The following is a 22,634-nucleotide window of genomic DNA, read 5'->3' as shown; positions in this document are numbered from 1 at the left end:
CCAGACGTGAGGATATCTCAACGCCCCCGATCAGGCATATGTCGCTGGGAAGCTGTAACCGCGAAACCCGGCGACTGACGTTCAACGTCGAGCTCGCCAAGAAACATCCGGACTGTTTGGAGTACATCGTTGTTCACGAGATGATGCACTATTTCGAGCGCAACCATGGCGAACGATTCACCAAGCTGATGGATGACGTGATGACAGACTGGCGGACTCGCCGCGATCAGCTCAACGATGCTCCGCTGGCCGATGAGAAATGGGGGTAATAGCGGTGCGGAGATGGGCGTTCCCGGCCATATTGACATTCGCCGCAGGTATTGTCGCTGGGCCGAAGCGCACTTCAGCACATAGACAGTCCGCCGAATCGTAGAGAGCTGACTAGTGACAAACCAATGGCCGTTGCTCGTCGCCGAACCGCTTGAGGGCGAACAGTTGGTCAGCAGTCAACTGCGGCCGCCAGCCGGGGCCGTGGCGATCGACCGGTCGGACTACTCGACGGCGTGCGATCGCGTGCGTGACCTCTGCGGAACCTGGGGCGGTGCCGGCATACCGCTCATCCCGGTCGGCTCGTCGGAGAATATTGATCCGCGCTGGTCGAGAATTCTCAATGAAAGCAATATTGACGGAGTCGATCGCTCCAATCTTCTGGGCGATGATGCAGTGGGCGCGTATTCCGACCTTGGGAGTCCTGGTGCAGCACAACTCATCCGCATCGTGGTAGACCTCGAACAGAGACCTGAAGTCCAGACCATTCGAGGTATGGCGGTCGATGATCCCTGGCATCTCGCGTATCTTGCTGTCACAGGCGATCTCTCGCCCCATCCACATCCACAAAACACGTGGAACGATCTCCGCCGCGACCTCACCTTCGACGACGTCTTGACGATCCGAGGCGTTGCTGAAACCGGTTCGGCAGCAGGACTTCTCGCGTTGCTCCGGGATTTCACTACAGCGTCGGCAGTCGAGCTAAGCAGATCGAAGCTGCCGAGTGGGCTGCAGGGCGGTTACAACAAAGGCTTTCCATCGTCGTCGCGCTTCGAGTGGAGCGACGACGTTATCTCCCAACAGTTCGGGCCCAATATCGTCGTCGTCTACGAGCCCGGAAACCCCGAAGACCTTGCGCTTATTTGGAACCTTCGCGCGAGATTCCTTCACCCGCCGCGGTTTCCACTCGCTGTGCCGATGACAGCGACAGTTGAAGATGACATCCGACATCTGAACGAGGCTGGCGCCGCTCACTACTTCGGTTTCGGCCATAACCTCGCACTGACATCAATGTCCATCGCACGAGATCGCATCGCGACACTAGCGGCAAATGTCAGATTTGATGCCATCGACCCGTGGGAACTCCTGCGGCCGATCGGCGGCTACTGTTCAATGTCCAACGACGTCGTGCGATTCACCGGGGGCGAGACCAGGATCGCTTCTTTTTCACCGAGCGACTTTCAGGCGATCGGAGGTAAATACCTCGGCAGCCACCAGGGCACCTGGATGAAGCGCAAAACGGTGGTAGTCGACGCGCCTCTGCCGCCGTCTCGGACAATGGGACGCCAGATCCATCACGGTGACGCGCACTATCTCGACGGACCAATCACCAGCGGTGGCGAATCCGATGGATTCACGACGATACGCATGCCATCGGGTTTGGAGGTTCTGTCCGCGCTAGCAGTCGACCACGGGCTGCGATTGACTGAGAGCGCTCCGGGTAAGGCAGCGGAACATCTGATTCGCGCGGGGGGCCGGTACCTCTCGATGTTCGCGGCGCCTGGTGTCGTTGAGACGTTGAGCGAGCTGACGCGCGGGCGCAGCGTCAGCATCGTGAAGCGGCGGCTGAATCGGTTCCTCGCTGATCCGGAACCGGACGAGTCGTCCGATCGCTATCAGGCGCTTCTCGACCGCCTGGACCGAGGACTCGGGTCTCCCGATGCCGAAGAACTCAGTTATCCCACGTTCGATCGGATGCGGCAGTTGCTGCGCATGCGTCGCGACGCAGCCCAACGGTGGGTCAGCTGGGCGATGGCAGGCGGCCTGGTCCTCCGGGGCGTGGAAGCGAACTGCACCAGATGCGCCCACAAGCAATGGCGGCCGCTGAGTGAAGCTATTCCGTCGCTCGTGTGCCATGCCTGCGGCCACACGATAGACAGTCCCCACGGCTTTAACCAGATCAACTACCGCTACCGGGCCAGTGAACTCCTGTTGCGCGCAATGAGTCACGACGTCCTTTCGCACGTCTTGGCCATGCGGTACGTGTGTCATGAGTTGGGCGGCAGGTCCTCTGTGTTCGGCGGCTATCCGGGAGTGGAGTTCCGGAAGCCTGACAACGATCGCGTCGAGGCAGAGGCTGACGTGATCGTTGTTCTCCGTAACGGGGAGATAGTTCTGGGAGAGTGCAAAGCGAACGCGCGTGGCCTTTCTCCGGACGAGTTGGACAAGTTGTGGGACGCAGCCGATCAGTTCGGTGCGCGAGCGACTTTCGCCGCAACGCTGGATCGCGCCGCCAACTGTGGCGAAGAATGGCGCGTGACCGAGGGACCCACTGGACGGCCGCACTTCGCCCTCACCGCCGAGCACCTGTTCGATCTCCGCGGCCGGATGGGGTCACACTAGGATCTCTTTGCTTGGCGGGCCGACTACTCCCCGAGATTCAACGCGGACCGCGAGGAACTTACAGGGGCAGAGCTCGCGCGTCGGATCGACGATGAGTTCGGTGAGTACGTCGAGCGGACCGCCACAGACTACGACCAACACGCCCGTGCCCCGTGGACGAGATCGCCGAATGATTGACCGGATCCCGCTGAGTTCTCATGCGAATGTCAGCCGCTTGAGCTGACCGACTCCCATACGTGACAGCAGGGCCGCCTCGGACCTACCTGCTTTCGACCAGTCCGTCGACGATCTTCATCGTTTCCACCGCAGCCCTCAACCGATCAGGCGGGTCACCGATCCCAGTGGGACGGGTAGCCAACTCGGCCGGAACCGGGCCTCGTAGGCCGCCTCGTACACCGCCTTGTCCAGCTCGTAGGCCGCCAACAGCGCGGCCTGCTCGCGCGGATCGGTGCCGGCTGCCTCGGTGTAGCCGTCGCAGAATGCCGCGCTGTTGCGGTCGGCCCACTCCCGGGCCCGCGCCGCCAACTGCCGGGCCCGGTCGTCGTCGGTGGCCAGGTCCACCAGGCGCGCATACGCCGCGTAGTCGAAGGACCTCAACATGCCCGCGACGTCACGCAGTGGCGAGTCGGGGCTGCGCCGCAGCTGCAGCGGCTGGCCGGGCTCGCCCTCGAAGTCGATCAGCAGCCAGTTCTCCGGGGTGCGCAGCACCTGCCCGAGATGCAGATCGCCGTGTACCCGCTGGACCCTCACCTGCTCGTCGGCGAGCTTGCGGTAGCGGTCCTCGATCAGCGAGACATGCTCGCGCAGTTCGGGTACCGCCTCTGCGGCGGTGGCCAGCCGGGCGGTCATCAGCTCGGCCGGGAAGGGCACCGACTCGGTGCCGAGCTGCTCGGCCAGACAGGCATGTACCGAGGCCACCGCCTCCCCCAGTCGGTGGGACTCGGCGGCGAAGTCACCGCCCACCTCGTCGGCATAGAGGTCACCCTCGGCGAAGAGGTCACGGGTGCTGGCGTTGGCCATGTCCCAGCCCTCGGCAGAGTTGGCGGCGAATTCGGTCACCATCCCCAACGCGAAAGGCTCACCCTCCCAATCGATATCGATCGATCCGAGCAGCCTCGCCACATGCGGGTTACCGGCCCGGGCCAGCACGCGGTTGAGTTCGATGTCGGGGTTGATGCCCGGGGTGATCCGGCGGAACACCTTGAGCACGGCATCCTGCCCGAACACCACGCTGGTATTGCTCTGCTCTGCCGCCGACACCCGGGGCAGCGCATCCAGCGGCAGGGTGGCTCCTGGCTCCTTGCTGCACGTCAGCCCGCCCACGGTGGCCGAACGGTCGACCATCTCCAGCAGATATCGCGCGGCGTCCTGGTCGTAGAGGGCGTCGGAGGCCGTCCGCCCGTCGTCACTGCCGATCGTGGCCACGGAGCTATATTCCTCGATCAGGTCGGCATCCCACTTCACCAGTACCTGGTACCGCTCGACGGTTCCGTCGGCGTAGGACACCTGCAGCAACGTCAGGTCGAGATCCTCGTTCAAGTCGAGCACCAGACCTGGTGTGGCGGTCGCCAATTCGCGTCCGCGGCCGGCGTACCAGCGCTGCTGACTCAGCCAGTCAGCGAATTCGAGACTCATTGCTGTGCAGCCTCCCGCTCGGGCTCGCGGAGCTCGAACCAGTAGAACCCGTGCCCGGGCAGCGTCAGCAGGTACGGCAGCTGACCGATACTGGGGAACTCGACGTAGCCGGACATCTCGATGGGCGTATATCCGCTCCACTCTTGCAGATTCAGTTCGATGGGCTGCGGGAACCGCGACAGGTTGTTCACGCACAGCACCGCATCGCCGTCGCTCTCGATCTGGCGGACGTAAGCCAGTACCGACGGGTTGGAGCCGCCCAGTTCACGGAACTCCCCGACCGCGAACGCATCGTGGCGGCCGCGGATGGCCAGCATGCTGCGGGTCCAGTTCAGCAGCGACGTCGAACTGTCCCGCTGCGCTTCGACATTCACCGACTGGTAGCCGTACACCGCGTCCTGGTTCGGCGGCAGGTACAGCCGGCCCGGGTTGGCCGTGGAGAATCCGGTGTTGCGGTCCGGCGTCCACTGCATCGGGGTGCGCACACTGTCGCGGTCACCCAGCCAGATGATGTCGCCCATGCCGATCTCGTCGCCGTAGTACAGCATCGGCGATCCGGGCAGGGACAGCAGCAGCGCGGTGAACAGTTCGATCTGGTTGCGGTCGTTCTCCAGCAACGGGGCCAGCCGACGGCGGATACCGACGTTGGCCTTCATCCGCGGATCCTTGGCGTACTCGGCGTACATGTAGTCGCGCTCGTCGTCGGTGACCATCTCCAGCGTGAGCTCGTCGTGGTTGCGCAGGAAGATCGCCCAGTGCGCCATGTCCGGAATCGCCGGGGTCTGCGCCAGGATCTCCGAGATCGGGAACCGCGACTCCCGCCGCACGGCCATGAAGATCCGCGGCATCAACGGAAAATGGAAGGCCATGTGGCACTCGTCGCCACCCGTGCTCGGATCGCCGAAGTACTCGACCACGTCGGCCGGCCACTGATTGGCCTCGGCCAGCAGCACCCGGCCCGGGAACTCGTCGTCCACCACCTTGCGGCACCGCTTGAGGAAGGCGTGGGTCTCGGGCAGGTTCTCGCAATTGGTGCCCTCGCGTTCGAAGAGGTAGGGCACCGCATCCAGCCGAAAACCGTCGATGCCGAGATCCAGCCAGAACCGCAGGACGTCGATCATCGCTTCCTGCACCGCCGGATTGTCGTAGTTCAGATCGGGCTGGTGAGAGAAGAACCGGTGCCAGTAGAACTGACGGCGCACGGGGTCGAAGGTCCAGTTCGACTCTTCGGTGTCGACGAAGATGATGCGCGCATCTGCGTATCGGTCGCTGGTGTCGCTCCAGACATAGAAGTCGCCGTAGGGACCGTCGGGGTTCTGCCGTGACTCCTGGAACCACGCGTGGGAGTCGGAGGTGTGGTTCATCACCAGGTCGGTGATGACGCGGATACCCCGGCGGTGCGCGCCGTCGAGCAGCGCGACGAAGTCCTCCACGGTGCCGAACTCGGGTAGCACCTTGTAGAAGTCCCGGATGTCGTAGCCACCGTCACGCAGCGGAGAATCGTAGAACGGTGGCAGCCAGAGGCAGTCCACACCGAGCCACTTGAGGTAGTCGAGTTGCTGGGTCAGACCGCGTAGATCGCCGACACCGTCGGCGTTCGAGTCGTAGAACGCGCGAACCAGAACCTCGTAGAACACCGCCCGCTTGAACCAGTCGGGGTCCGTGGGCAGCGTTCTGGCATGGCCGAAGTCCTCGGCGGTCGGATGTTCGACCAGTGGGTGATCGTCCTGAGCGTTGTCCATCAGCTTTCCAACGTACCCACTTCATCCGGCCTCGACACCTGGACGAAACCTCGCACCGGACGTGGCGATCCGAAACGATCCTGCAGCAACGTGATTCGCCACCGGGCGCGTGTTTGCGGAAAAACTAACGGTTGAATAAGAGACAGCAACGGGTTACGTTTTTCCCGCATTTGATCTCCTCGTCGGCTATGGGCCGGCGAGCACAAACTTTCGACGAGGGATGGCCTGTGGGTGAGTCGGCACCTAATGACGGTGAAGCACCAGTAATCGTTGGACTTTCTGATGCAGCGATGCACATGTACATCGCCGCGATCGACGCGCTACCGCCGGTCGGTGACCCGGAGTACGCCGACCGCGCCGCAGTCGTCCTCAGCGGTCTGCGCAAGCTGCAGACGTCGCTGTCGGAGGCAGCGGGCCGCAGCCGCGTCACCCCGTCGGTCATCGTGGCGCTCAGCGGTGTGCGGCACCGCTACGACGAGCTGATGACGACCGCGTCCGAAGGCCCTGGCGCCACGCTCGGTCAGCGTCTGTACGTTGCACGCGGCAACGCGAAGCTGTCCACCGAGGAAGCCGCCAACGGCGTCGGGCTGCGTAAGGACCTCATCGAGGCTGTCGAGGCCGAGGAGCCCGCGACCGAAGCCGAGACCGCTCAGATCAAGGACCTCATCGCCGCGCTCGGCGGCTGAGCCCACAGCGGTAGGGTCGCTGCGTGACGCGCGATCATGGCGACCCCGGTGATGCCCCCTCGGTTCCTCCCCCACTGACGGAGGTGATCGCGGGGGCACGTCCGTCTGCAGCCGAGGAAGCCCGGACCGTCGCCGCATCGACCAACGCGGGCACGCTGGCCACCCTCACCGCTGACGGCGACCCGTGGGCATCGTTCGTCACCTACGGACTGCTGGCCGGTGCACCGGTGCTCTGTGTGTCGAACATGGCCGAGCACGGCCGCAACCTCGCCGGCGACCCCCGGGCCAGCATCTCCGTCGTCGCCCCCGACAACGGGTCAGATCCGTTGGCCGGCAGCCGCATCACGCTGGCCGGTGTCGCCGAGCGACCCATCGGCGACGAGCTCGCCGCGGCCCGCCAGGCCCATCTGGACGCGGTCGCCGCCGCCCGCTACTACATCGACTTCAGCGACTTCTCGCTCTGGGTGCTGCGCGTGCAGCGCGTGCGCTGGGTGGGCGGATACGGCCGGATGGACTCGACCACCGGCGAGGCCTATGCGGCCGCCGGACCCGACCCCGTCGCACCGCACGCCGCCGGTGCGATCGAGCACCTCAACGCCGACCACGCCGATTCGCTGGCCGAGATGGCCCGTGCCCTCGGCGGCTACCCCGACACGACCGCGGCGGTGTGCACCGGCGCCGACCGCTACGGCCTGGATCTGCGGGTCACCACCGAGCGCGGGATGGCTTACACCCGAGTCGGCTACGCCGCACCGATCAGCTCCTTCGGTGAGTTGCGGGCGGCCACGGTCGAGTTGGCCCAGCGCGCTCGGGCTTGATCCGCGCACCGCGCCGGCTGGGCCCGCGACCCCGTCAGGCCGTGCAATACGATCGCGGGTATGCCTGAGCGCCCGGACACCTGGCAAGCCGCCTTCGACCTGATCCGCACCCGCGGCTACGAACACCGCGAGGAGCCGTTCCGGCTGGCCAGCGGGCAGCTGAGCCACGACTACATCGACGGCAAGTTCGCCATCGACACCGGCGAGCGGATGGCCATCGTCAGCCGCGCGGTCGCCGATCTGGCCGCCGCGAGCGGTATCGAATTCGACGCCGTCGGCGGGCTCACCATGGGCGCCGACCCGCTGGCCCACGGGGTCGCGATCGTGACCGGCAAGGCCTGGTTCTCGGTGCGCAAAGAACAGAAGTCCCGCGGCCGCGAGCAGTGGATCGAGGGCACCCGGCTCGCGCCCGGTACCCGCGTGCTGCTGGTCGACGACGTGATCAGCACCGGTGGCTCCACCGAGATCGCCTACGAACGCGTGACCGCCGTCGGCGCCGTCGTCACCGGCGTCATCCCGATGGTCGACCGCGGCGACGTCGCGACCGGGCGGTTCGCCAAGCGCGGGGTCCCGTTCGCGGCGCTGGTCACCTACCGCGATCTGGGGATCGAACCGGTCAAGGACGTTTAGGGCAGAGAACCAACCGCCGGGAGCCTCACGTTCGTAACGCCATGGCGGTCCCGGGCGGGATTTTTCGCCATGCTGTTACGAACGCGAACCAGTCGGACCGGGCACGCTAGATCACCAGGACCGGCGCCCGCTCCAGAGCAAGGTTGACGACGACGCCGGGCCCGAAGGCCCGGGCCCGCGAGCTGGGCAGCTGCGCGTGGATCAGCGAGCCGTCGGGCAGTGAGATGTACACGTGCGACGTCGGGCCCAGGAACGACACGGATTCCACCACCGCGGGCCCGTCCGGATCGGCGCGCACCCGGATCGATTCCGGCCGCACCATCGCGATACCCGACCCGGAACTGATCGATCCGGGCAGCGTCGGCAACTCGGCGCCCAGCAGTCTGGCCCGTCCGCCCGCCACCCGCGCGCGCACCTTGTTGTGCAAGCCGACGAATTCGGCGACGAACGGCGTCGACGGGCGAGCGTAGACCACGGCAGGGGTGGCGAGCTGCTCGAGTTTGCCGTGACTCATCACCCCGACCCGGTCCGCAACCCCGAGGGCCTCCTCCTGGTCATGGGTGACGAACAACGTCGTGATGCCGACTTCGAGCTGCACCCGCCGGATCTCGTCACGCAGTTGCGAGCGCACTTTCGCATCGAGTGCCGACAGCGGCTCGTCGAGCAGCAGCACCCTCGGCTCGATCGCCAGGGCCCGGGCCAACGCGACCCGCTGCTGTTCGCCCCCGGACAGCTCGCTCGCATACTTGCCCTTGTGCGCCGCCAGGCCCACCAGATCGAGCATGTCTGCAGCTCGAAACAGCCGGTCCTGCTTGGACTTTCCACGCATCTTCAAACCGAATGCGACGTTGTCCAACACGGTCAGGTGCGGGAACAGGCTGTAGGCCTGGAACACCATGCCCATATCCCGCTTGTTGGCCGGCACCGAGCTGATGTCACGGCCGCCGACGAACACGGTGCCGGCGCTGGCCTCTTCCAGCCCGGCCAGGATGCGGAGCGCCGTGGTCTTGCCGCAGCCCGACGGGCCGAGCAGCGCGACCAACTCCCCCGGCTCGATCGACAGGCTCAGCCCGTCGAGTGCGTGGACGTTGCCGTAAGTGCGGGTGAGGTCACGAAGTTCAACGCGCACACCGGCCCCGAGACTCATGTCTGAACTCCCAACCTCCGGCGGCGGCCCCGCGTGAGCGCCGCCAAGACCAACAACAGAGCGAAGCCGAGCAGCAGCGTGGCCAGCGAGGCCGCCACCGACGTCGCGCCGTCACTCTTCCCGATCGCCACGATCTGGACGGGGAGCGTCTCGAAGCCACTCAGCGAGGCCACGGTGTATTCACCGAGCACCACCGCAATGGAAATGAAGGCAGCGGACAGGATCCCAGACCAGATGTTGGGCACGATCACCCGGGTGATTGTCGAGATCCAACCGGCCCCCAACGACCGAGCTGCCTCCGACAAGGTCTGCAGGTCGATCGCGGACAGCGCGGAATCGATCGCCCGGTAGGCGAACGGCAGGACCAGCACGACGTAGACGAATGCCAGGGTGAGCGCCGACTCGCCGAGAAGATAAGTGACCCACAGGTACACGTTGCGCAGGCCGACCACGATCACCAGCGCCGGAATGGTCAGCGGCAGCAGGCACAGAAACTCCACCAGCGGTGCGGCCCAGCGGACCCGCACGCGCACCCAGATCATCGTCGGCACCAGCAACACCAGCATCGCGATGACGGTGAACACCGCGAGCAGCAATGAGATCAGGATGGCGTGATACAGCGCCTCGTCGGCGACCAGATTGCGCCATGCCGCGCCGGTGCGCCCGCCGGCGATGAGATTCCGGGTCGAGAAGTCGGCCATCGCGTACAGCGGAAACAGGAAGAACAGGCCGAACAGCACCCAGAGCGCCACGCGGGCAGCGCGGTTCATTTGAGCCACCTCGCCGTGCGCCGGACCAGGGCGTTGTAGGCGATCATCACCACGGCCACCACCACGATCATCTCGCAGGCCAGCGCATAGGCGAAGCCGGACTGACCCAGCACGACCTCACTTGTGAGTGCGGCGCGGATCAACAGCGGCACGATCGGACTGCCCTGACTGACCAGTGCGGCCGCAGTGGCGTAGGCGGCAAACGCGTTGGCGAACAACAACAACGCCGACCCCCAGAATGCCGGGGTCAGCAGCGGCACTGCGACCTCCCGCAGGTACTGCCACCGTGACGCGCCGAGGCTGACGGCGGCCTCGCGCCACTGCTCACGCAACCCCTCGAGGGCGGGCAGGAACACGATCACCATCAACGGGATCTGGAAGTAGCTGTACACCAGGATCAGCCCGCCGAGTCCGTACAACCAGCCGGAACCGGCCAGATCCCAGCCGAGGTTCTCCTTGACCCACAGCGTCAGCACGCCGTTGAGCCCGATGGTGGCCAGAAATGCGAAAGCCAGTGCCACACCGCCGAACTGGGCCAGCACACTGCACAGGGCCAGCACCGTGCGACGAACCATCGACGCGTGTGGGCTGCTGACGATCAGCCAGGCCAGTACCGCGCCCAGCACCGCCCCGATCAGCGCCGTACTGGCCGACAGGGCAATGCTCTTGGCCAGAGCCGCCAGGGCGGTACCGGAGAACAGCGCGGCAATCCGATCCAGTGAGAAGGATCCATCGGCGAAGAACGCCATGACGATCACCGTCGCCGTGGGGACGATCAGAAAGACTGTCACCACCGCCACGAACGGCAGCAATGGCAGCGCGTCACGGATGTCTGCGCGGAGGTCCCGACGAGTTGTACTACCCGGCACTGGCGACCTAGCCGATCGCTTTGGCCCAGTTGTCGGCCAGATACTGGTTGGCTACGTCGGTTTGGGCCTGGCTCGCGACCGTCACCGGACCGTCGATGGGAGGCAACTGACCGAAGGCCGCGCGGTCGGCGGTCCCGGCCAGGATCATCTTGTCGGCGCGCACCGGGCGAACCCCGCCCTTGGCGTACAGGTTCTGCCCCTCGTCGCTGAACAGGAATTCCTGCCACAATCGGGCCGCCGCCGGATGCGGTGCATCCTTGTTGATCGCCTGATAGTAGTACCCCGCGACCAGTGCCTCGTGCGGAACGATCACCTGCCATCCCGGGACCTTCTGACTCTCGGTGCCGTTGAGGTAGTTCCAGTCGATCACCACCGGGGTCTGCCCTGATTCGATGGTGGCCGGGGTCGGATCCAGCGGCAGGAAGTTGCCTGCCTCGTTGAGCTTTTCGAAGAACGCGACGCCGGGGGCGATGTCGTCGGCCGACCCGCCCTGTGCCACCGCTGCCATCAGGACCCCGGCGAACGCCGCGCCGGCCTGGGTCGGGTCTCCGTTGAGCGCGACCTTGCCGTGGTACTCAGGCTTGAGCAGGTCTTCGACGGAGGTGATCGGTGGAACCTTCGTGGAATCGAAGCCGATGGACATGAAGCCGCCGTAATCGTTGACCCAGGTGCCGTCCGGGTCCTTGAGGTTCTCCTGGATGTCATCGAAGGTGGCCACCTTGTACGGAGCGAACATCGAGGTGTTCGCGAGCGCGACCGACTGCCCCAGGTCGAACACGTCGGGTGCGGTGCTCTTGCCCTTCTGCTGGTTCGCCGCGTTGATCTCTTCCTGACTGGAACCGTCGGGCAGCGCCGAGTTCACCTTGATGCCGTACTTCTCCTCGAAGGCCTTGATGATGGCGCCGTAGTTGGCCCAATCCGGCGGCAGCGCAATGACATTGAGCTCACCTTCGGCCTTGGCCGCCGCGATGAGCTTGTCCATCCCGCCGAAGTCGGCCGCAGACTTGGCCTCGGCGACCTTGACGCCGGTATCGGTGTCACCACCGGCAGCGCCCTTCTGGGGCGGCGCGCACGCCGCCAGACCCACCGCGACGAGTGCCGATGCGGCCAGAGCCGCAGATGCTGTCACGATCCGGGACGTCATCATTACCAAACCCTCCGTTGGCCACCAAGCGCGCGCACCGGCACCCTATCGTGACCTCGCCGAACGTGAGAGGCATCGCAAGCCGCCCGGTGGTGGACGATGGCAACACCGGCTGACTAGGGTTGGCGCCCATGACGCCCGTCCGCACGACCCTCGCACGTCGGCGGCGTCTGCTCGCCACATCTGCCGCGTTCGTCGGCATCTGCGCCGCAGGTCAGTTCACGATCCCACCCGCCTCGGCGGCGTTCGACGTGCAGGGATATGAGACCTGTACCGCGACGGCGGCACCCGGTCCCGACCAGAACATCGACTCCGTCGCCACGACCTGCTGTGTCGACAACGCCGGAGTCCCTGCCACCACCACCTACGGCGTCGGTTGCGTCGCGCCGGTCGAGAATCCGCCAGAGGACTACCGGCCCACGATCATCATGCCGACCCGGCCCATGCCACCGGGTGCGGGCGACCCGACCTATGACGAGCTCATGAAGCTCCCGCCACTCCCGGACGAGAGCGCGCCCCCCGGCGATGTCCCGCCGCCCTGAGACGCAGACGGTGTCATCCACATAATCTCGACTGATGGCTGATCTCGCTGATCTCGAAGCCGCAACTCGATTCGCCGCTGCACCCACTGCCGTCCTGGCGACACTGCGACCGGACGGCGCGCCGCACCTGGTCCCGGTGGTCTTTGCCGTGCACCGATCCGCCGAGGGCGACACCATCTACTCCGCTGTGGACGCCAAACCCAAGTCCACCCAGCGACTGCGCCGGCTGGCCAACATCGAGGGCGATTCCCGGGTCAGCCTGCTGGTCGACCACTACACCGACGAGTGGGAACACCTGTGGTGGGTCCGTGCGGACGGACGGGCCACGGTCCACCGCGGCGGTGACGCGATGGCCACCGGCTACGGGCTGCTGCGCGCGAAGTATCCGCAGTACGAGCGAATTGCACTGAACGGCCCGGTCGTCACTGTCGAGGTCACGCGCTGGTCGTCCTGGCAGGTGTGACAGCGCCCGGAGCAGCCAAATTGGTGATCAGCGGGCCCACCGACCTGCCCTAACATCGTTGATGATGCAACGAACCAACGGCTGAACGGAGCTGTCATGGAGGTCGACCCCGAGGTCCTGCGCGCCTTTGCCGGTCAGGTGGAGATCGCGTCGGGGCTGATCCGCGAAGCCGACGTCGGCACCAAGGTCGCCACCGCAGCCGACGGACTGGACGGATCGACCACGCAGTGGGCGGCCCGACTGGTCGGCACGCATGTCAAACGGGTCGCCGAGAAGATCGCCACCAATGTCAACAACATGGGTACCGCGGTCCGAGGCGCGGCCGGCACTTACGAGGTGAGCGACGCTGATCTGGCGGGCAGCTTCAAGGGAATCTTCTGACCCGTGTTGCCCTCACGCCCACGTCTCCAAGGCTGGAACCCGGACTCGCTGACTCCCGCGGGACAAGCCATCAAGAATTCCGGCACGGCCGTTGGTGAGGCCGTATCCCGGATCAACAGCAACCTCAAGACCATGCCGGAGACCAAGGCGTGGTCAGGTGATGCGCACAACGCAGCCACGGCGATGTTCGACCGAGCCAAAACACAGACCGATGACTTCTCGAAATACACCACGGCCGTGGGTGATGCGCTCAGCGGCGCCGCCGGCCCGATCGGTAGCGCCCGAACAGCTCTACTGAACAAGGCCGACGAGATCGACAACAGCGGCCAGTTGCACGTCAGCGACCAGTGGGTGGTCCTGGTCAAAGGCGGCCAGATGACCGTCGAACAGGCGGCTGCGCTGGAGAAGCGTGCTCAGACCGAACAGGCCAACGTCAACTTGTTGCTGGTGAAGGTGGGTGCGGCCGATGAGGATGCGGCCGGGAAAGTGACGAGCGCGGCGCAGCAGCATGGATTTGAGGTGCCCAACCCTGGCGGTCTGGGCAGCCTGGTTCCCGGGATCCAGAAACCCGGCGACGAGGTGCCGAACCCGCTGTCGACAATCGGAATGCTGCAGCAGGGCATGCTCCGCGACACCGACATGTCGCAAACCGTCCGGGAAACGAAAGTAGAGACGCAGTACAACCCGAACACCGGAGAAGCGGTAGCAACGACCACGACCAGATACATGATGGACGGCAGCAAGCACATCGAGACGGTCGATGCCAAACCAAATTTCTCTGATCGAGGGCCGCTCACCACCAACGTGCATATCGACAAGAACGGGAACGAGGTTTCCAGGACAACAACTGTCACTTTCGCCGACTGGGCTCAGTACGGGATGGCCGGCAAGACCATCAGCACCACCCAATACGCGAATGGCACGATCGCCGAAGTGACCAAGTGGCCGGACGGTAAGGAAACCGCCTACGTCCGCACACCGGATGGTCGTCAGGCAGATGTTCCCATCAATCTCATCGACCACCCCATTTTGAGTCCGCTCGGCGCGACGGGAAAATACTTCGGTCCGGGGGTGAGTATTGCCACCTCGTTGTGGGACATAGCCGTGGCAGAGACGAGTTTCCAGAAGTGCGTCGCCACAGCTGAGGGTGTCACCTCGGTCACCGCCGGTACGCTCGCGGGAATCGCGGCGTCGGAGACGGGTCCGCTGGCCATACCAATCGGCCTGACCGCGGCGCTCGGCGGCGAAGCCCTCGGCAACTGGATCGGCAATACGTTTTGTCCTCGATGAAGACCTCCGGTTATCTGCGCCTGGCGTTGGTCTGCGCCATTTTGGTCGGCGGCGCCGGCTTCAGCATGGTCTGGACTGTCATTTGGTTCACCCGCGGCAGTTATTTGACCGCAGCTCTCTGTCTTGGCGCATCACTGCTACTTTTCAGCTTGCTGTTTCACCTTGCTTACCCGGTCTCGGGGGCAGCCCATCCAAGGGTGGATTCCGGACTCGGAGGCACAAAAATACGTCCACAGAGATATGCCGATCTGATATTCAGCGGCGGTCTCTTGCTGGGCGTTCTATCTGCGGGTGCATTTCTCCTATTTGCACAGTTCGATATGGTCGATTTCATCCCATCCGGCACCAATCGGCTGATTCTGCCGGCCGGTTGCATTTTCTACGTCATCTACGGCGTGCCGGTCCTCTACCGGATTTACAGACACCGGGACGGAAAGCACCTGCGATTGGATCCCGGCGGTTTCGAGGTGTGGGATGGTCAGTGGAATTCATTCGCACATGGAACGTGGGAAGATGTCGAACAGATTCTGGATCACCCACTCAAGGGCAAGGTGTCATTCACCGATCTGATCGTTTTCGTGCTCCCCGCAGGCCGCAGCGCAAAGCTGGGCTCCGGCACCATCACCGCCAACAGCCACGCACTGCGCGAGTGGGTGCGGTTCTACTGGCAGCACCCCGACTGTCGTGACGAACTGACCGATGGTCGTGCGCTACAGCGGCTCGACGATGAGAAGTTCACCATCCGGTGACTCCGGGGATCCGGTCTCGGCATCACTCGTCCCACCCGACTGACTCGTCCCACTGGCCTGACATCTCGCCGCCCATATCGACAATGGCATGGGCGACAGGTCCATCGAGGCACGCACGCAGTGTCTCGGCATCAAGCGGTTCGGCATAACCGGCACCGTCGGGCGCGTACAGGTAGTCGCCATCAGCGTCGACCGTGACCCAGTAGCGAGTCGAACCGGAGAGCGACTGCACTGTCCCGATCGCTGCGACATCACGCCCGTCCACCACGTGGACGGGCGGACCTTCCGACTCGGCATGTGGAATCAGGAAGCCGAAGTCGTCATATTCGTCGACCGCCTCAGGTGGTGGTGCCGGAAGTCGATCGTCCAGGCCTGCCACCGCGATACGCGGATGGGAGCCGGCGCCGGCCAAGCCGACCGAATCGGCGATCACCGCGCCCACGGCCCCCGGCGATACCGCATAGACGTCGACGGCGTCGACGCCATCGGGGTCACTGCGCTGCACCGCGACAAACCCTGACTCGCCGGCCAGCAGGCCGTTCAACCGAAGATCGGGAGTGTCCCCGTCGGAGGCGCTGACCCGGCATCCGACGCAAACATCAGCCCGCACAAAGGCTTCCACCCACGCGCGTACGCGAGCAAGATCGCCGCCGTTGAGACGATCTTCGATCGGTCCCACGTCTCTGGTGAGCAGCCATACCGACCCCACCGGTCGGCTACGGCCCAACGGGTATGGCAACGTGTCGCGGCCGTACAGCTCGCACGCCGCCTCAAGATCGACCACCGCGACAGTGCCCACCGCATCCAGCGCATGCGTCATGACCACATTCTGACAGCTTGCTGTGCACTTCCTCGGAACGTTCACCTGCGGCCCGGGCCGGCAGCCCTTGTGCTCCAGATCACATCGGGGAATGGTGGAGAGCAGGTCCGGCGGGCCGCAGGGGGCGCCCCGGGGACACCAGGAGGAGTGCCATGGCGGACAAGACCCATTCGGCCGGCAACGGGGCTGTTCCCACCGCGGACAGCCCCGCCGCCATTCGCAACGTGGCGCTCGTCGGCCCGTCGGGTGGCGGCAAGACCACCCTCGTCGAGGCGCTCCTGGTCGCCGCCGGTGTGCTGACCCGGGCGGGTTCGGTGGTCGACGGATCGACGGTCTGCGATTTCGACGAGGCCGAGATCGGCCAGCAGCGCTCGGTCGGGCTGGCACTTGCCCCGTTGCAGCACAACGGGATCAAGGTCAATCTGATCGACACCCCCGGATACGCGGATTTCGTCGGGGAACTCCGCGCCGGGTTGCGCGCCGCCGACTGCGCACTGTTCGTGATCGCGGCCAACGAGGACATCGACGAGCCGACCAAGGCGTTGTGGCAGGAATGCGCGGCGGTGGGGATGCCGCGGGCGGTGGTCATCACCAAGCTCAATCACGCCCGCGCCAACTACGCCAATGCCCTGGCCGGCGCCCGGCAGGCGTTCGGTGACAAAGTCGCGCCGCTGTACTTCCCTGCGGGAGAGGGAGTCATCGGGCTTCTCACCCGCACTTATTACTGCTACAGCGACGGCACCCGCACCACCCGGCCGCCCGACGGCGCCTATGACGACGAGATCGCCGAGCTCCGCGGCTCCCTGATCGAGGGAATCATCGAGGAGTCGGAGGACGAGACGCTGATGGAGCGCTACCTCGGCGGCGAGGAGATCGACGAGGCGGTGTTGATCGCCGACCTCGAGAAGGCGGTGGCCCGCGGCTCGTTCTTCCCGGTGATCCCGGTGTGCAGTGGATCCGGGGTCGGCACGCTGGAGCTGCTGGAGATCGCCACCCGCGGCTTCCCGTCGCCGCCCGAGCACCGTCTGCCGGAGGTGTTCGCGGCGAGCGGCGCGGCCCGCAAGCCGATGGCCTGCGACCCGTCCGGGCCGCTGCTGGCCGAGGTGGTGAAGACGATGTCGGATCCCTATGTCGGCAGGGTCAGCCTGGTCCGGGTGTTCTCCGGCACCATCAGGCCCGACGCCACCGTGCATGTGTCGGGCCATTTTTCTGCCTTCAACGACGCTGTGGCACCTGAGGGATCCCACGGCCACGCAGATCATGATGAGGACGAGCGCATCGGCACCCTGTCCTTCCCGCTCGGCAAGCAGCAGCGCCCGGCCCCGTCGGTGGTGGCCGGGGACATCTGTGCGATCGGGCGACTGAGCCGAGCCGAGACCGGTGACACGCTCAGCGACAAGGCCGATCCGCTGGTGCTGCGGCCGTGGACCATGCCCGACCCGCTGCTGCCGATCGCGGTGCAGCCACGCGCCAAGACCGACGAGGACAAGCTCTCGGTCGGGTTGCAGCGGCTGGCGGCCGAGGACCCCACGCTGCGCATCGAGCAGAATCCCGAAACGCACCAGATCGTGCTGTGGTGCATGGGTGAGGCGCACGCCGGGGTGGTGCTCGACGGATTGTCGCGGCGCTACGGAGTGTCGGTGGATACGGTCGAGCTGCGGGTACCGCTGCGAGAGACGCTCGGCGGCAAGGCAAAAGGACACGGCAGGCACGTCAAGCAGTCCGGCGGGCACGGACAGTACGCGGTCTGCGACATCGAGGTCGAGCCGCTGCCGGAGGGCACCGGGTTCGAGTTCGTCGACAAGGTCGTCGGCGGATCCGTACCGCGCCAGTTCATCCCGAGCGTCGAGAAAGGCGTCCGCGCGCAGATGGATAAGGGGGTCGGTTCCGAGGTCGGGTATCCCGTCGTCGACATTCGGGTGACGCTGGTCGACGGCAAGGCACACAGCGTCGACTCTTCTGACTTCGCCTTCCAGATGGCCGGCGGCCTGGCGTTGCGGGAGGCGGCCGAAGCTGCCGGAGTGAACCTGCTCGAGCCCATCGACGACGTGACCGTGGCGGTGCCCGACGATCTCGTGGGCGCGGTGATGAGCGATCTTGCCGCCCGGCGCGGCCGCGTACTCGGCACGGACAAGGCCGACGAGGACCGGACCGTGGTGAAGGCGGAAATTCCAGAGGTCGAGCTGACCCGGTATGCGATCGACCTGCGGTCACTGTCGCATGGCGCCGGGACGTTCACCCGACAGTTCGCCCGCTATGAGCCGATGCCAGAATCGGCCGCCGCCCGGATACGCCGCTCCGCGTAGTCCTCAGTCAGCTCCCCATCGTGGCGTAGAACTCGTCGCTGCCTGCGCCGTCCTCAAGCTGGACGTCAAAGGTGTTCAGGGCGAAGGCAAGTGTGCTGTAGCCGCCGAAGGTGAACATCAGGTCCATCCGCTGCCGGTCGTCCAGCCGCTCCCCCAGGCGCTCCCAGACCCCGGCCGATATCCGGGATCCGGCGTGCAGTTCATCGATCGCGTCCAGCACGGCCTGGTCGAATTCGTCTGCCGCTGAGCCGCTTTGGGCCGAATCGATATCGGCCTCGGTGAGCCCGGCCGGTAGGGCCATTGCACTGTGATGACCCCACTCGTACACACAGCCGTGGTGAAAGGCCGTACGCAGGATCACCAACTCCCTGATGCGCTCGGGCAACGTGGAGTCCTTTTGCAGGTAGGTGTTGAACGGCAAAAAAGCCCCCGCCAGCACGGGATGGCGCACCAGCGTCGACAACGCGTTGCCCACCTTGTCCGGGCGGCGACGCTCCGGCGGCACCGTGGAGGCCAGCGCCTCGCGTGCCTGATCGTCCCAGTCCTCGGCCGGCAACGGCGTCAACATCCATGGCCCCACTTTACGATCGACTAGTAATCTCCTTTACGATCGTAAAGGAATTTTTGCCGCAGCGCACACGAGGGGAAGCACCGATGGACGCCGCCACGGCCGAACCGGCCGGCTCGAGCACCACCCGCGAACGCCTCGTCGAGGCTGCGGTCCGGCTGTTCACCCGACACGGCTTCGCGGGTACGTCGCTGCAGATGATCGCCGACGAACTCGGCTTCACCAAGGCCGCCATCTACTACCACTTCCGTACCCGCGAACAGCTGCTGACGGCCGCGCTGGACCCGCTCCTGCGGCAGATGCAGCAGATCGTCGAAGAGGCCGAGAACCTCCGCGGCGTACACAACCGGGCCGATCGCATGGTTCGCGGCTATGCCGACCTGGCCGTGCACAACCGCGCCGTGGTCTCGGTGCTGGGCACCGACCCGAGCGTGAACGAGGCCCTGCGCACCCGGACCGAGTGGGACACGGTCATCGACCGCCAGATGGCTCTTCTGGCCGATGTCGATCCCGGGCCGGCAGGCACCGTCAAGGCGGCGCTGGTGTTCTCAGGGATCGCCGGGGCCGCAGGCATCGCCTCGGCAGGACTCACCGATGAGCAGCTCTACCACCATCTGACCGAGGCGGCTCGCCGCGCCCTCGGCCTGCGCATCACCCGCACAGTCCACCGAAAGGAACAGGGATGACAGTCAAGACAGCATTGGTCACCGGGGGCGCCTCCGGAATCGGCAAGGCGATCGCCGACCGGCTGGCGGCCGACGGTTACCAGGTGGCCACCCTCGACCTCAACGCCACCGACGACCCGCACTCCTACGCGGCCGACGTCACCGATCGAGCCCAGGTCGACGCGGTCTTCAAGGCGGTCCGCGAGCAGTTGGGCCCCGTCACGATCCTGGTGAACTCGGCCGGTCTCAGCGATTTCACACCATTCACCGAACTCACCTTCGAGCGTTGGCAGAAGGTCGTCGACGTCAACCTCAACGGCGTATTCCATGTCGTACAGGCGGCACTGCCCGACATGATCGGCGCCGGCTGGGGCCGCATCGTCAACATCTCCTCGTCCAGCACCCATTCCGGCGTGCCGTACATGTCGGACTACGTGGCCGCCAAGTCCGCGGTCAACGGGCTGACCAAGTCGCTGGCCCTGGAATTCGGCCCGGCCGGCATCACGGTCAACGCCGTTCCGCCGGGTTTCATCGACACGCCGATGCTGCGCGCCGCCGAATCTCGTGGCGAGCTGGGCGACATCCAGAACACCATCGACGCCACCCCGGTACGGCGGATAGGGCGGCCGGAGGACATTGCAGCAACGTGTTCGTTCCTCGTCTCGGAGGAGGCCGGCTACATCACGGGCCAGGTCGTCGGCGTGAACGGCGGCAGAAATACCTGATCAGCGCTTACGCTGTGACGGGGGTCTCCCAGAGTTGGCAATTTGATGTTCGCCGCACTGGACGGCCTGTAGTTGCAGTTGTCTCTGGTTGTTTGCGACAGTTTTGCTCACTTACTAGCTGGCTGCGTCAATATGTCGGAGGTTTGCGCGTGGCCTCATCCACCGCGACAGTGCGGGACCGCTTCCAGCAGCGGTTCAAGCACTGGCGGTACGACCCGCCGTACAAGTCCGCATGCGCGGGCATGGTCATCCTGCTGATCGCGGTGCTGGTGTTGACGTGGATGCAGTTCCGCGGCGTATTCGAGGAAAAGACGCAGCTCACGGTTTTGTCCAACCGTTCCGGTCTGTCGATGGATCCGGGCTCGAAGGTCACGTTCAACGGGGTACCGATCGGCAGGTTGACGGCCGTGGACGTGGCGGACGTCGACGGCGAGCAGCAGGCCCAACTGACGCTGGACATCAAGCCCAAATACCTCAAGCTGATCCCCGAGAACGTCACCGCCGAACTGAAGGCCACCACGGTGTTCGGCAACAAGTACATCTCGTTCGTCGCGCCGGACAATCCGTCGTCGGCACGGGTCGACCCGGCCCATCCGATTCGCGCCAAGGGCGTCACGACGGAGTTCAACACGCTGTTCGAGACGATCACCGCGATCTCCGAGCAGATCGACCCGATCAAGCTCAACGAGACCCTGACCGCGACCGCGCAAGCTCTCGACGGCTTGGGTGACAAGTTCGGCCAGTCGATCATCAACGGCAACGACATCCTGGCCGACCTCAACCCGCGGATGCCCCAGATCCGCCGCGACATCTCCGGCCTGGCCGACCTCGGCGAGGTCTACGCCGAGGCCGCCCCCGACCTGTTCGACGGCCTGACCAACGCCGTCACCACCGCCCGCACCCTCAACGAGCAGCGTGGCAACCTCGACCAGGCGTTGGTGGCCGCGGTCGGCTTCGGCAACACCGGCGGCGACATCTTCGAGCGCGGCGGCCCGTACCTCGTCCGCGGCGCCCAGGACCTGCTGCCGGTCAGCGCGATGCTGGACCGCAACAGCCCGGCGCTGTACTGCATGATCCACAACTACGCCGAGGCTGCGCCGAAGTTCGCCCAGCAGACCCGTAACGGCTATGGATTCGAGCTTCAGGACTTCCTCGTCGGTGCACCCAACCCGTGGGTCTATCCGGACAACCTGCCCCGGGTGAACGCCACCGGCGGCCCCGAAGGGCGGCCCGGCTGCTGGCAGCCGATCACCAAGGACCTGTGGCCGGCTCCCTACCTGGTCATGGACATCGGTGCCTCGATCGCGCCGTACAACCACTTCGAACTCGGCCAGCCGCTCGTGTCCGAGTACGTGTGGGGCCGCCAGATCGGCGAGAACACGATCAACCCGTAGCGCGTCAGCCGTTACGGACCTTGGTCACCTGCTCGGTGAACACCGCGTTGAGCATCTCGACATCCGGCATGACGCTGCGGCTGCTCGACTCGCCGCCCACCGCGATGCACATGACGACGATGTCACCGACCTGTGCCGTGTAGCCCTTGATCATCATCTTCATGGTCTCGCCGACGACGCCTGCGGTCGACGTCATGTCGAAGCCGACCTGGGCATCGGCCTTGCTGGCCGGCGGTTCGAGGCGGTGCACCGCCGCTTCGGCTTTCACACCGTCCTTCTCGACGCTGAACGCCTGGCACTGGCTCAGCCATTTCTCGGTCTCCGCCACCAGTCCGGAGCCCGGTTCACGGCTGAGGGTGGCGATCACCCCCGGGGTGCCCTGCCGTTCGGTGACCATGGCGGCCACCCCGCTGGACAGCGAGGTCTTGTCCGAGGAATCGCACTCCGGAGGGTCGGCCGGGCCGGTGCCGGACTTGCCCGACTCCTCGGCCATCTTCTGGCTGACGTCCTCCACATGCCAACCGGCCGGGAAGTCACTACCGGTGACCAAGAGTCCGGTCAATGACGAGTCGACCGTCACGGTCGGTTCATCGGTGCATCCGGCCAACACCACCGTGGCGGCCAGCAGTGCCCCCGCCACTTTGCTGAGCTTCCGGGTGATTCGCTGCATAGCGGTACGG

23 protein-coding genes are annotated in these 22,634 nt (G+C 65.4%); 14 read left to right on the top strand and 9 right to left on the bottom strand.

The features are described 5' to 3' along the window. The first annotated feature begins 38 nt into the window (after positions 1-38). Together AC4ELH_RS14050 and AC4ELH_RS14045 are read left to right on the top strand one after the other, a co-directional pair. Positions 39-269: a YgjP-like metallopeptidase domain-containing protein gene (locus AC4ELH_RS14050; RefSeq protein WP_448444725.1), complete on the top strand. Its 231-nt coding sequence runs from the start codon at positions 39-41 to the stop codon at positions 267-269. Positions 270-384: 115 nt separating this feature from the next. Continuing rightward, a complete protein-coding gene (locus tag AC4ELH_RS14045; protein WP_498884982.1) occupies positions 385-2,610 on the top strand; it encodes a hypothetical protein in 2,226 nt (741 codons plus the stop codon). A 312-nt stretch (positions 2,611-2,922) separates the two neighbouring features. On the opposite strand, the gene AC4ELH_RS14040 is transcribed toward AC4ELH_RS14045, so the two are convergent. Next, entirely contained in the window at positions 2,923-4,245 is a 1,323-nt protein-coding gene (locus tag AC4ELH_RS14040) for a maltokinase N-terminal cap-like domain-containing protein (protein ID WP_448444721.1), read from the bottom strand. After that, positions 4,242-5,987 carry a maltose alpha-D-glucosyltransferase gene (treS, locus tag AC4ELH_RS14035; protein WP_064885202.1) on the bottom strand — a complete coding sequence of 582 codons (1,746 nt, stop codon included), beginning with the start codon at positions 5,985-5,987 and terminating at the stop codon, positions 4,242-4,244. The genes AC4ELH_RS14040 and treS overlap by 4 nt, the downstream gene beginning before the upstream one ends. Before the next feature lie 296 nt (positions 5,988-6,283). Between treS and AC4ELH_RS14030 the strand changes: the two genes are divergently transcribed. The 3 genes from AC4ELH_RS14030 to pyrE are packed head-to-tail and all read left to right on the top strand — an operon-like array spanning position 6,284 to position 8,121. Further along, positions 6,284-6,673, top strand: a complete 390-nt coding sequence (locus AC4ELH_RS14030; protein ID WP_064885219.1) for a hypothetical protein — start codon at positions 6,284-6,286, stop codon at positions 6,671-6,673. A 23-nt stretch (positions 6,674-6,696) separates the two neighbouring features. Continuing rightward, positions 6,697-7,491 (top strand): HugZ family pyridoxamine 5'-phosphate oxidase, encoded by a 795-nt coding sequence (locus tag AC4ELH_RS14025; protein ID WP_064958536.1) that lies wholly within the window; start codon positions 6,697-6,699, stop codon positions 7,489-7,491. A gap of 60 nt (positions 7,492-7,551) precedes the next feature. Beyond that, positions 7,552-8,121, top strand: coding sequence for an orotate phosphoribosyltransferase (gene pyrE, locus AC4ELH_RS14020; protein ID WP_498884979.1), 570 nt, complete (start codon positions 7,552-7,554; stop codon positions 8,119-8,121). A gap of 106 nt (positions 8,122-8,227) precedes the next feature. On the opposite strand, the gene AC4ELH_RS14015 is transcribed toward pyrE, so the two are convergent. From AC4ELH_RS14015 to AC4ELH_RS14000, 4 genes are read right to left on the bottom strand one after another with little or no spacing between them, the layout of a single operon-like run. Next, positions 8,228-9,268 carry an ABC transporter ATP-binding protein gene (locus AC4ELH_RS14015; RefSeq protein WP_064958537.1) on the bottom strand — a complete coding sequence of 347 codons (1,041 nt, stop codon included), beginning with the start codon at positions 9,266-9,268 and terminating at the stop codon, positions 8,228-8,230. Beyond that, positions 9,265-10,038: an ABC transporter permease gene (locus tag AC4ELH_RS14010; protein ID WP_498884977.1), complete on the bottom strand. Its 774-nt coding sequence runs from the start codon at positions 10,036-10,038 to the stop codon at positions 9,265-9,267. The genes AC4ELH_RS14015 and AC4ELH_RS14010 overlap by 4 nt, the downstream gene beginning before the upstream one ends. Further along, positions 10,035-10,907 (bottom strand): ABC transporter permease, encoded by an 873-nt coding sequence (locus AC4ELH_RS14005; RefSeq protein ID WP_165609164.1) that lies wholly within the window; start codon positions 10,905-10,907, stop codon positions 10,035-10,037. Before AC4ELH_RS14005 ends, AC4ELH_RS14010 begins: the two co-directional genes overlap by 4 nt. A 7-nt stretch (positions 10,908-10,914) precedes the next feature. After that, entirely contained in the window at positions 10,915-12,054 is a 1,140-nt protein-coding gene (locus AC4ELH_RS14000; protein ID WP_064958539.1) for an ABC transporter substrate-binding protein, read from the bottom strand. Between the two features lie 128 nt (positions 12,055-12,182). On the opposite strand from AC4ELH_RS14000, the gene AC4ELH_RS13995 reads away from it, so the two are divergent. From AC4ELH_RS13995 to AC4ELH_RS13975, 5 genes are all read left to right on the top strand, one after another. After that, positions 12,183-12,593 carry a hypothetical protein gene (locus tag AC4ELH_RS13995; protein ID WP_448444712.1) on the top strand — a complete coding sequence of 137 codons (411 nt, stop codon included), beginning with the start codon at positions 12,183-12,185 and terminating at the stop codon, positions 12,591-12,593. Between the two features lie 34 nt (positions 12,594-12,627). Next, positions 12,628-13,056: a TIGR03668 family PPOX class F420-dependent oxidoreductase gene (locus AC4ELH_RS13990; RefSeq protein WP_064958541.1), complete on the top strand. Its 429-nt coding sequence runs from the start codon at positions 12,628-12,630 to the stop codon at positions 13,054-13,056. Between the two features lie 96 nt (positions 13,057-13,152). Next, positions 13,153-13,437, top strand: a complete 285-nt coding sequence (locus tag AC4ELH_RS13985) for a type VII secretion target (protein ID WP_498884974.1) — start codon at positions 13,153-13,155, stop codon at positions 13,435-13,437. A gap of 132 nt (positions 13,438-13,569) precedes the next feature. After that, the gene (locus AC4ELH_RS13980; protein ID WP_064887504.1) at positions 13,570-14,727 is read left to right on the top strand and encodes a hypothetical protein; all 1,158 of its coding nucleotides are present in this window, start codon (positions 13,570-13,572) and stop codon (positions 14,725-14,727) included. Next, positions 14,724-15,476, top strand: coding sequence for a hypothetical protein (locus AC4ELH_RS13975; protein ID WP_498884972.1), 753 nt, complete (start codon positions 14,724-14,726; stop codon positions 15,474-15,476). Before AC4ELH_RS13980 ends, AC4ELH_RS13975 begins: the two co-directional genes overlap by 4 nt. A 22-nt stretch (positions 15,477-15,498) precedes the next feature. Here the strand turns inward: AC4ELH_RS13975 and AC4ELH_RS13970 are convergent, their stop codons facing one another. Then, positions 15,499-16,296, bottom strand: coding sequence for a hypothetical protein (locus tag AC4ELH_RS13970; protein ID WP_498884971.1), 798 nt, complete (start codon positions 16,294-16,296; stop codon positions 15,499-15,501). A 152-nt stretch (positions 16,297-16,448) separates the two neighbouring features. Here AC4ELH_RS13970 and AC4ELH_RS13965 point away from each other — a divergent pair, with 152 nt between their 5' ends. Further along, a complete protein-coding gene (locus tag AC4ELH_RS13965) occupies positions 16,449-18,602 on the top strand; it encodes an elongation factor G-like protein EF-G2 (RefSeq protein ID WP_498884970.1) in 2,154 nt (717 codons plus the stop codon). Between the two features lie 7 nt (positions 18,603-18,609). On the opposite strand, the gene AC4ELH_RS13960 is transcribed toward AC4ELH_RS13965, so the two are convergent. Further along, positions 18,610-19,170, bottom strand: a complete 561-nt coding sequence (locus AC4ELH_RS13960; protein WP_064887420.1) for a carboxymuconolactone decarboxylase family protein — start codon at positions 19,168-19,170, stop codon at positions 18,610-18,612. Positions 19,171-19,256: 86 nt separating this feature from the next. Here AC4ELH_RS13960 and AC4ELH_RS13955 point away from each other — a divergent pair, with 86 nt between their 5' ends. From AC4ELH_RS13955 to AC4ELH_RS13945, 3 genes are all read left to right on the top strand, one after another. Beyond that, the gene (locus tag AC4ELH_RS13955) at positions 19,257-19,856 is read left to right on the top strand and encodes a TetR/AcrR family transcriptional regulator (protein WP_498884968.1); all 600 of its coding nucleotides are present in this window, start codon (positions 19,257-19,259) and stop codon (positions 19,854-19,856) included. Further along, on the top strand, positions 19,853-20,560 hold the full coding sequence (locus AC4ELH_RS13950) for an SDR family NAD(P)-dependent oxidoreductase (RefSeq protein WP_448444700.1): 708 nt from the start codon (positions 19,853-19,855) through the stop codon (positions 20,558-20,560). Before AC4ELH_RS13955 ends, AC4ELH_RS13950 begins: the two co-directional genes overlap by 4 nt. A 242-nt stretch (positions 20,561-20,802) precedes the next feature. After that, positions 20,803-21,954 (top strand): MCE family protein, encoded by a 1,152-nt coding sequence (locus AC4ELH_RS13945; RefSeq protein ID WP_082941918.1) that lies wholly within the window; start codon positions 20,803-20,805, stop codon positions 21,952-21,954. A gap of 4 nt (positions 21,955-21,958) precedes the next feature. On the opposite strand, the gene AC4ELH_RS13940 is transcribed toward AC4ELH_RS13945, so the two are convergent. Further along, positions 21,959-22,624 (bottom strand): hypothetical protein, encoded by a 666-nt coding sequence (locus AC4ELH_RS13940; RefSeq protein WP_498884966.1) that lies wholly within the window; start codon positions 22,622-22,624, stop codon positions 21,959-21,961. Positions 22,625-22,634: the final 10 nt, after the last annotated feature.

This window comes from Mycobacterium shunyiense (genome assembly GCF_058270075.1).
This window is presented reverse-complemented; position numbering and strand designations above follow the sequence as displayed.